7 protein-coding genes and 1 tRNA gene are annotated in these 7,496 nt (G+C 58.6%); 6 read left to right on the top strand and 2 right to left on the bottom strand.

The window, feature by feature from the left end; all coding sequences use genetic code 11:
* Both atpD and M3O22_07755 read right to left on the bottom strand, forming a co-directional pair.
* The coding region (atpD, locus tag M3O22_07760) for a F0F1 ATP synthase subunit beta (GenBank protein MDP9196640.1) at positions 1 to 1,259 on the bottom strand (1,259 nt) is incomplete at its 3' end.
* Positions 1,260 to 1,335: 76 nt separating this feature from the next.
* Complete coding sequence (locus M3O22_07755; GenBank protein ID MDP9196639.1) at positions 1,336 to 1,839, bottom strand: TlpA family protein disulfide reductase; 504 nt, start codon at positions 1,837 to 1,839, stop codon at positions 1,336 to 1,338.
* Positions 1,840 to 1,944: 105 nt separating this feature from the next.
* On the opposite strand from M3O22_07755, the gene M3O22_07750 reads away from it, so the two are divergent.
* The 6 genes from M3O22_07750 (at position 1,945) to cas2 (ending at position 7,412) form a co-directional block, all read left to right on the top strand.
* On the top strand, positions 1,945 to 2,100 hold the full coding sequence (locus tag M3O22_07750; GenBank protein MDP9196638.1) for a hypothetical protein: 156 nt from the start codon (positions 1,945 to 1,947) through the stop codon (positions 2,098 to 2,100).
* Between the two features lie 80 nt (positions 2,101 to 2,180).
* A tRNA-Arg gene (locus M3O22_07745) sits at positions 2,181 to 2,257 on the top strand.
* Positions 2,258 to 2,283: 26 nt separating this feature from the next.
* Positions 2,284 to 2,865: a GDP-mannose pyrophosphatase NudK gene (gene nudK / locus M3O22_07740; protein MDP9196637.1), complete on the top strand. Its 582-nt coding sequence runs from the start codon at positions 2,284 to 2,286 to the stop codon at positions 2,863 to 2,865.
* Between the two features lie 179 nt (positions 2,866 to 3,044).
* On the top strand, positions 3,045 to 6,233 hold the full coding sequence (cas9, locus tag M3O22_07735; protein MDP9196636.1) for a type II CRISPR RNA-guided endonuclease Cas9: 3,189 nt from the start codon (positions 3,045 to 3,047) through the stop codon (positions 6,231 to 6,233).
* Entirely contained in the window at positions 6,157 to 7,086 is a 930-nt protein-coding gene (gene cas1, locus M3O22_07730; protein ID MDP9196635.1) for a type II CRISPR-associated endonuclease Cas1, read from the top strand. The genes cas9 and cas1 overlap by 77 nt, the downstream gene beginning before the upstream one ends.
* A complete protein-coding gene (gene cas2 / locus M3O22_07725) occupies positions 7,083 to 7,412 on the top strand; it encodes a CRISPR-associated endonuclease Cas2 (protein ID MDP9196634.1) in 330 nt (109 codons plus the stop codon). Before cas1 ends, cas2 begins: the two co-directional genes overlap by 4 nt.
* Positions 7,413 to 7,496: the final 84 nt, after the last annotated feature.

The following is a 7,496-nucleotide window of genomic DNA, read 5'->3' as shown; positions in this document are numbered from 1 at the left end:
CCGGTGAACACCTCGGCCACGTGGAACGGCTGGGACAGGAAGCGCTGGATCTTGCGGGCGCGGGCCACGGTCAGCTTGTCGTCCTCGGACAGCTCGTCCATGCCCAGGATCGCGATGATGTCCTGCAGTGACTTGTACTGCTGCAGCACTTTCTGCACGTCGCGGGCGACCTTGTAGTGCTCATCCCCCACCACGCGCGGATCCAGGATGCGGCTGGTGGAATCCAGCGGGTCCACGGCGGGATAGATGCCCAGCTCGGCGATCTGGCGGGACAGAACGGTGGTGGCATCCAGGTGGGCGAAGGACGTGGCCGGGGCCGGGTCGGTCAGGTCGTCCGCAGGCACGTAGATGGCCTGCACTGATGTGATCGAGCCCTTTCTGGTAGAAGTAATCCGTTCCTGCAGTGCGCCCATGTCGGTAGCCAGCGTGGGCTGGTAACCGACGGCGGAGGGAATGCGACCCAGCAGTGCTGACACTTCAGCGCCCGCCTGGGTAAAGCGGAAGATGTTGTCCACGAAGAACAGCACGTCCTGGCCTTCATCGTCGCGAAAGTATTCGGCCATGGTGAGGCCGGTCAGCGCCACGCGCGCGCGCGCTCCCGGCGGCTCGTTCATCTGGCCGTACACCAGTGCCGCCTTGGATCCCGGACCGTCCTTTTTAATAACGCCCGAGTCCAGCATTTCGTGGTACAGGTCGTTCCCTTCACGGGTCCGCTCACCCACCCCGGCGAACACGGAATAGCCGCCGTGCGCCTTGGCCACGTTATTGATCAGCTCCATGATCAGCACGGTCTTGCCTACTCCGGCGCCGCCGAACAGGCCGATCTTGCCGCCCCGGGCGTAGGGAGCCAGCAGGTCGATGACCTTGATGCCGGTGACCAGCACCTGCGCCTCGGTAGACTGCTCGACAAACGGCGGGGCATCCTGGTGGATCGCGCGGGTTTTGTCAGTCTTGACCGGGCCCTTTTCATCAATAGGCTCGCCGATCACATTGACGATACGGCCCAGCGTGCCCTGGCCCACGGGAACGGTAATGGGCTTGCCGGTGTCCAGAACGTCCTGGCCACGCACCAGACCCTCGGTCGTGTCCATGGCAATGGCGCGAACGGTGCTTTCACCCAGATGCTGGGCCACTTCCATGACCAGCGTCTGGCCGTGGTTGTCGGTGGTCAGCGCGTTGAGAATGGCGGGCAGGCCACCGTCAAACTGCACGTCGACGACGGCGCCCAGTACCTGTGTGATCTTGCCCTTGTTGGCCATGGCTTTTCCCCCGGCAATCCTGAAAGACTGTTTTATGGGACCCTCTATAGCGATCGAATCCCGTTTGATAAAGCATTTATTCGTAAAGGCTTTCCAGCCAGCGGACCGTCTCCGGGCTGTCCCAGTCCAGGGGGCCCTCCACACGGCCCAGCTCCCGCCCTTCCGGATCCACCAGGACTGTTGTGGGCAGACTGCGAATCCGCAGATCCCTCATGACAGCGCCGGATGGATCCATGAAACCTGAAAGCTGCAGGTTTTTCAGATTATGTTTGCGAAAGAACCCATCGGTCTTCTCCGGATCGCGGTCCACGGAGACGGCCACAACCGCAATCCAGGACGGATCCACCCGGGCCTGCAGCCGCTCCAGCGCGGGCATTTCCTGGACACAGGGGGTGCACCAGGTGGCCCACAGGTTCAGGACCACCACCTGTCCCCGGAAAGCCGCCAGGGAAAGGACGTCTCCCGATCTGTTCTGAAAAAGGATTTCAGACGCCGCAGGCCTGTCCCGGGCGGGAGCGAATCCGGCCGGGGCGCCGGGTTCCGCTCCGGTGCATCCTGTCAGGGTCAGAACAAGAGCCACAGCCAGAACCGCTTTCCGCCATGTCCCAAGTATGTGTTGTTGCAAGTCCATCAAAAGACCTTTACACGATTCTGATGCACTGAAACCAGAAACAGGATGGGCCCCATGGTCCGCAGAATGACCCTTGCCGCTGTCATGATTCTCTTGGGCACCTCCCTGGCGGTGTCCGCCTGTGGCAAAAAACCGGGCGATATCACAGCCCCCCAGGGGAAAAAGCAGGACCAGTTCCCGCACACCTACCCGCGCGACAGCGGATACTGATCCTTCCCCGACAGAATCACTTGACCTGGCGGGCAACTCGCCCTAGGTTCCCCTCCGCCGCCGGAGATATCCGGCCCTGCGCGCCCGTAGCTCAACTGGATAGAGCATCTGACTACGGATCAGAAGGTTATGGGTTCGAATCCTGTCGGGCGCGCCATTTTACCTGCATAATACCGGGATAACATGCCGGACATTCCCCATATCACCCTGCGCAGCCGGAAAATCCTGTCAGACCGCCAATACCGTCTTGAACAGATAACCCTGGAGATCCGGAAGGAAAACGGAACGCCGCAGACCTGGACCCGGGAGTGCTTTGACCGGGGCAACGGGGCCGTGATCCTGCTGTACGACCCCGATCGCAAAACCGTCATCCTGACCCGGCAGTTCAGGCTTCCCGCCTACATCAACGGCACTGCGGACGGCATGCTGGTGGAGGCCTGTGCCGGGGAGCTGGATGAAGACAGCCCGGAAGACTGTATCCGGCGCGAAGCCCTGGAAGAAACAGGATATCTGGTCCAGGATCCGCAGAAACTGTTTGAACTGTACATGAGCCCCGGATCCGTGACCGAGGTCCTGCATTTCTTCATTGCCCGATATTCTCCGGACTCCAGGAAAAACTCCGGCGGCGGCGTTGAGGGCGAGGAAGACATCGAGGTTCTGGAAATCCCGTTTAACAGGGCCCTGGACATGGTCCGGACAGGCAAAATCCGCGATGCCAAGACAGTCATCCTGCTGCAGCACATGCGCTTGCAGAACCTGATGTGACAGAAATGAATGTGGAATAATAAAGATGCCCCCGCACGGATTGCTCCGGCGGGGGCATAGCTTTGCGATATCTTTCGATATCTTATCACAGCAACGCGTTCCGACACGGCCATGCTATGATTGATACACCAATGCAATTTCTGATAGCTTAAGTCAAGAAAATTCAGGCGAGAGTATACATGGGCTATAATCTGGGAATCGATATGGGTATTACCTCGGTCGGGTTTGCCGGGGTCGATCTGGCGAACAGGACCATCCTGTTCAGTGGCGCCCATATATTCGAGGCCGCCGAAAATCCCAAGGACGGTTCGTCCCTAGCGGCACCCCGCCGCGAAAAGCGCGGCATGCGCAAGGTGATCCGCCGACGGGCGCAGCGGAAAAAAGCGGTTCTCCGCCTGCTAGAGACACACGGCTTGAAGGATACCGGACAGATCAGGTCCCCGGAGCGCACACACCCCGGCAGATCGGTCTGGGATCTGCGGAAGGAAGCCCTTGAGCGAAAACTGGAGGATGCGGAATTTGCCCGCATCCTGTTCCACATCGCCAGGCGGCGCGGGTTCCAGTCCAACCGCAAGGACGCTGGCAAGGACAATGAAGAAGGCAAAAAAGCCCTGAAAGGCGCAAGGGATCTGCAGGAGGCCATGGCTGTGGCCGGGGTACCGACCATTGGCGCATATTTGGCCACCCTGTCCAAAAAACGCAACGGGGACGGATCGTACGAGCGATTCGTCACCCGCGATCTTCTGCGTCAGGAAGTGGCAAAAATCTTTGAGGCCCAGCGGAGATCCGGCAACATAAAAGCCACGCAAAAGCTCCTGTTGGCCTATGCCGGTGACGGTGACCTGAAAAAGCGCTATACAGTGGCAGGAGACGGCATCGCTTTCTGCCAGAAGCCTCTGCAGTCCTCGGAACATCTGGTCGGAACCTGTATCCTGACCGGGGAAAAACGGGCACCAAAGTTTTCCTGCACGGCGGAGCTGTTTGTCCTGTGGTCAAGACTGAACAACCTGCGCATAAAAAGCCTGAAAGATGAAGAACGCCCCCTGACACAGGATGAAAAGAACCGTCTGGCAGCCCTGGCCCATAAAAACAAAACAGGTGTGACTTGGAAACTGGCCCGCAGGGAACTGGATCTGGCCGATGAGGAACGATTCAACATCAGCTACCGGAAAATAAAAGACGAAGACAACAGCTGGGAAAAAATCCGCGACGCCGCCGAGAAATCCGGTTTTCTGAAAATGCCCGGGTATCACGCCCTGAAGGCTGCCCTCGATACCGGAAGCGAGGCAGACTGGCAGACATGGATGGGGCCACAGCGGGACAGGCTGGACCAGATCGCATGGATCCTGTCTTTTGAAAGGGACATCCAGCGGATCACGGAACAGCTGGCCGGTCTGGGCCTTGATGAAGGCCAGATCGACAGGCTTTCGGATATTGCCGGCTTCAGCAAAACCGTCGACCTGTCCCTTGCGGTCATGCGCGATATCCTGCCCTATATGCAGGAGGGCATGACATACGACAGGGCCTGCAGGGAGGCCGGATACGACCACAGCCGCAAGGAGGGCAAGGGGCTGGACAGGGTTCCGCCTTTCGACGATATCCGCAACCCCGTCGTCAACCGGGCGATGGCCCGGGCCCGGAAAATCATCAACGCCTGCATCCGCGAACACGGCATGCCGGAAACAATCATTGTCGAACTGGGACGGGATGTTGCCCGGTCTTTCAGGGACCGCAGGGATATCGAGCGGGAGCAGAAGAAAAACCAGGCGTATCGGGAGGAAGCCAGGAAGCATGTGGCTGAAATCCTTGGTATTGTGCCCGACAATGTGTCCGGTGAAGACATCCTGAAATACCGCCTGTGGAAGGAACAGGATGGCTTCTGCCCCTATTCCGGCGTTTACATGACACCTGAAACCCTGGGAGATCCGGTGGCGACACAGATCGACCACATTATTCCCTACAGCCGGTCCTGGAACGATTCCCTGGCGAACAGGATTCTGTGCCTTGCATCGGAAAACCAGAACAAGGGCAACGACACACCTGTGGAATTTTTCCGGCGGACAGACAGGAACCTAGACGCGCTGGAAGCCTTCGCCCGCAAACTGCCCCCGAAAAAGGCCGAAAACCTGATGGTGGAGAACTTTGACAACGAAAAGGCCGACAGGTGGAAATCCCGTGCCCTGAATGACACGCGCTATATGGCCCAGGCCCTGAAAAACCACCTGGAACAGTCGCTGGCCCTGGGGGAAGGAAACCGGGTCCAGACACGTAACGGCGCCCTGACAGCCAGACTACGGAGCGCATGGGGATTCCCCGAAAAGAACCGGCGCAACGACCGTCACCACGCAGTGGATGCCATCGTCCTGGCCTGCTCGACCCAGGACATGGTGAAACAGCATGCCGGCTGGAACAGGTACGAGGCCCGCCGGAAAAATCCGGCCGAACGGCCCCTGCCCACAAAACCATGGGAGACGTTCCGCAACGACGTGATGGACAAGATTTTTGGCCCAAAAAACGAACAGGGTACGAGGACCGGAGGCATTTTCGTCTCCCGCATGCCGGTACGGAAGATTACCGGCGCGGCGCATCAGGAAACGATCCGCAGCATCAGGGCGCTACCGGACGGAGAACGCCAGATCGTCCAGCGCGTGAAACTGGCTGGATTAAAGCCTGACATGCTGGAAAACCTTGTCGACAGACAGCGGAACATCAAACTCTACACCGTCCTGAAGGAGCGGCTGGACGCCCATGGCGGCAAGCCGGACAAGGCATTCTCATCACCCGTTTACATGCCGTCCAGGGACCCCGGGAAGCAGGGGCCGTACATCCATTCCGTGCGCGTCGTCACAAACGAGAAATCCGGCATCAGGATCAACGGCGGACTGGCCAGCAACGGCGACATGGTCCGCGTCGATGTGTTCCGGAAGGACGGGAAATTTCATCTCGTGCCGATCTATGTCCACCATTTTTCAGGTAAAAGGCTTCCTGACAGGGCAATCGTGGCCTTCAAGGATGAAAAGGACTGGCTTGAGATAGACGACAGGGATTTTCTTTTCTCTCTCTACAAAAATGATCTTGTCTGCCTCAAAAGCAAAAAAGAAGAAATCCTGGGATATTACAACGGTACACACAGAGGAACGGGCAGTATCAATCTGCGGTCGCATGACAGCGACCCTGGTTTTGGCAAGGACGGCGTCAGGGAAGGCATCGGCGTTAAGACCCTCTTAGTCTTTGAGAAATACTCTGTGGACTTCTTTGGAAGGAAACACAGGATCCGGAAGGAACAAAGACTTGGCCTGGCGCACCGTGATGATCCAGAACCCGGCCCGACTGAGCCTGTCGAACGGGCAGTTGAGGCTGCAGAATGACGAGGGGCAGTTTACGCTCCCCGTCGAGGATATTACCGCCCTTGTCCTGGAATCTCCGCAGATATCGCTGACTTCCAGCCTGCTGGCCGAATGCCAGGACAGGGGCGTGGCCATTCTGACCTGCGACAGGACGCACACGCCCAACGGCGTCCTGCTGCCGTTCCTGCCCCACTCGCGCCAGAGCCGCATTGCCCATATCCAGCAGTCATGGACAGAGCCGCTGAAAAAACGGCTGTGGCAGAGAATCGTGCAGTGCAAGATCCTGAACCAGGCAGCCTGCCTTGATATGGCTGTTGGCGACACGGAATCTTCCAGGCTGAAAGCCCTAGCTTCCCGGATCGGCTCCGGAGACCCGGACAACGGCGAGGCACAGGCTGCGCGGGAATACTGGCCCCGTCTGTTCGGCGCGGATTTCCGCCGCCACGGTGACGACAGCATCAACGCCGCCCTGAACTATGTCTACGCCGTGGTGCGGGCCTTTGTGGCGCGCTCCCAGGTGGCCTATGGCCTCATCCCGGCTTTTGGCCTCCATCATGACAATGAACTGAATGCCTTCAACCTGACAGACGACGTAATGGAAGTATTCCGGCCACTTGTCGACCACCTGGTGTTCAGCCTCTGGCAGGGGAATGAAATCAGCTTCGGCGAAAGCAGTCTGCCGCTCCAGGTCCGCCAGAAACTCGCAGGTGCAGGCACCATGAATTGCAGGATCGGGGGCCAGGTTCATACCTTGGCCAACGCCTGCGACCTGATGGCCGCCGGCTTGGTTACGGCCATTGAAGGCAAAAGCGCTGCCCTGCTGCCCGTGCCGGAATTTCCCGTTTCCGCCGGGAAAGTCACCGCCCCTGCATGAGCGCCGCAAAGGACAGATTTATGTGGCTTTTCGTTTTTTTTGACCTTCCGGTTACCGCCGGACCAGAGCGGCGAACGGCAACACGGTTCCGCAATTTTCTCCTCAGGGACGGCTATATGATGATACAGTTCTCCGTCTATGCCCGGATCTGCAACGGACAGGACCGGGTGGACAAGCACCTGCGCCGCCTGCAGGCCGCCATCCCCGAAAAGGGCAGCATCCGGGCCATGCAGGTCACAGACAAACAGTATGAAAGGATGCAGATCCTTGTCGGAAATCGCCGAAAAAACGAAAAAACAAAGGCCGAACAGCTCATTTTATTCTGAGCATACCCGGCCTTTTTCCAGTCTTTTCAGCCTCTTGATGGGCCTTAAATCATAGCATGGCCGTGTCGGATGGGAAGCTATGAC

The sequence above is a fragment of the Pseudomonadota bacterium genome (assembly GCA_030775045.1).
Classification (GTDB): Bacteria; Pseudomonadota; Alphaproteobacteria; order JALYJY01; family JALYJY01; genus JALYJY01.
Note: the sequence above shows the minus strand (reverse complement) of the source record. Positions and strands in the feature narration are given on the sequence as shown.

Coding starts and splice junctions, on each gene's coding strand:
- cas9 (MDP9196636.1), top strand. CDS start 3,045: ATGGGCTATAATCTGGGAATCGATATGGGTATTACCTCGGTCGGGTTT.
- nudK (MDP9196637.1), top strand. CDS start 2,284: ATGCCGGACATTCCCCATATCACCCTGCGCAGCCGGAAAATCCTGTCA.
- cas2 (MDP9196634.1), top strand. CDS start 7,083: ATGAGCGCCGCAAAGGACAGATTTATGTGGCTTTTCGTTTTTTTTGAC.
- M3O22_07750 (MDP9196638.1), top strand. CDS start 1,945: ATGGTCCGCAGAATGACCCTTGCCGCTGTCATGATTCTCTTGGGCACC.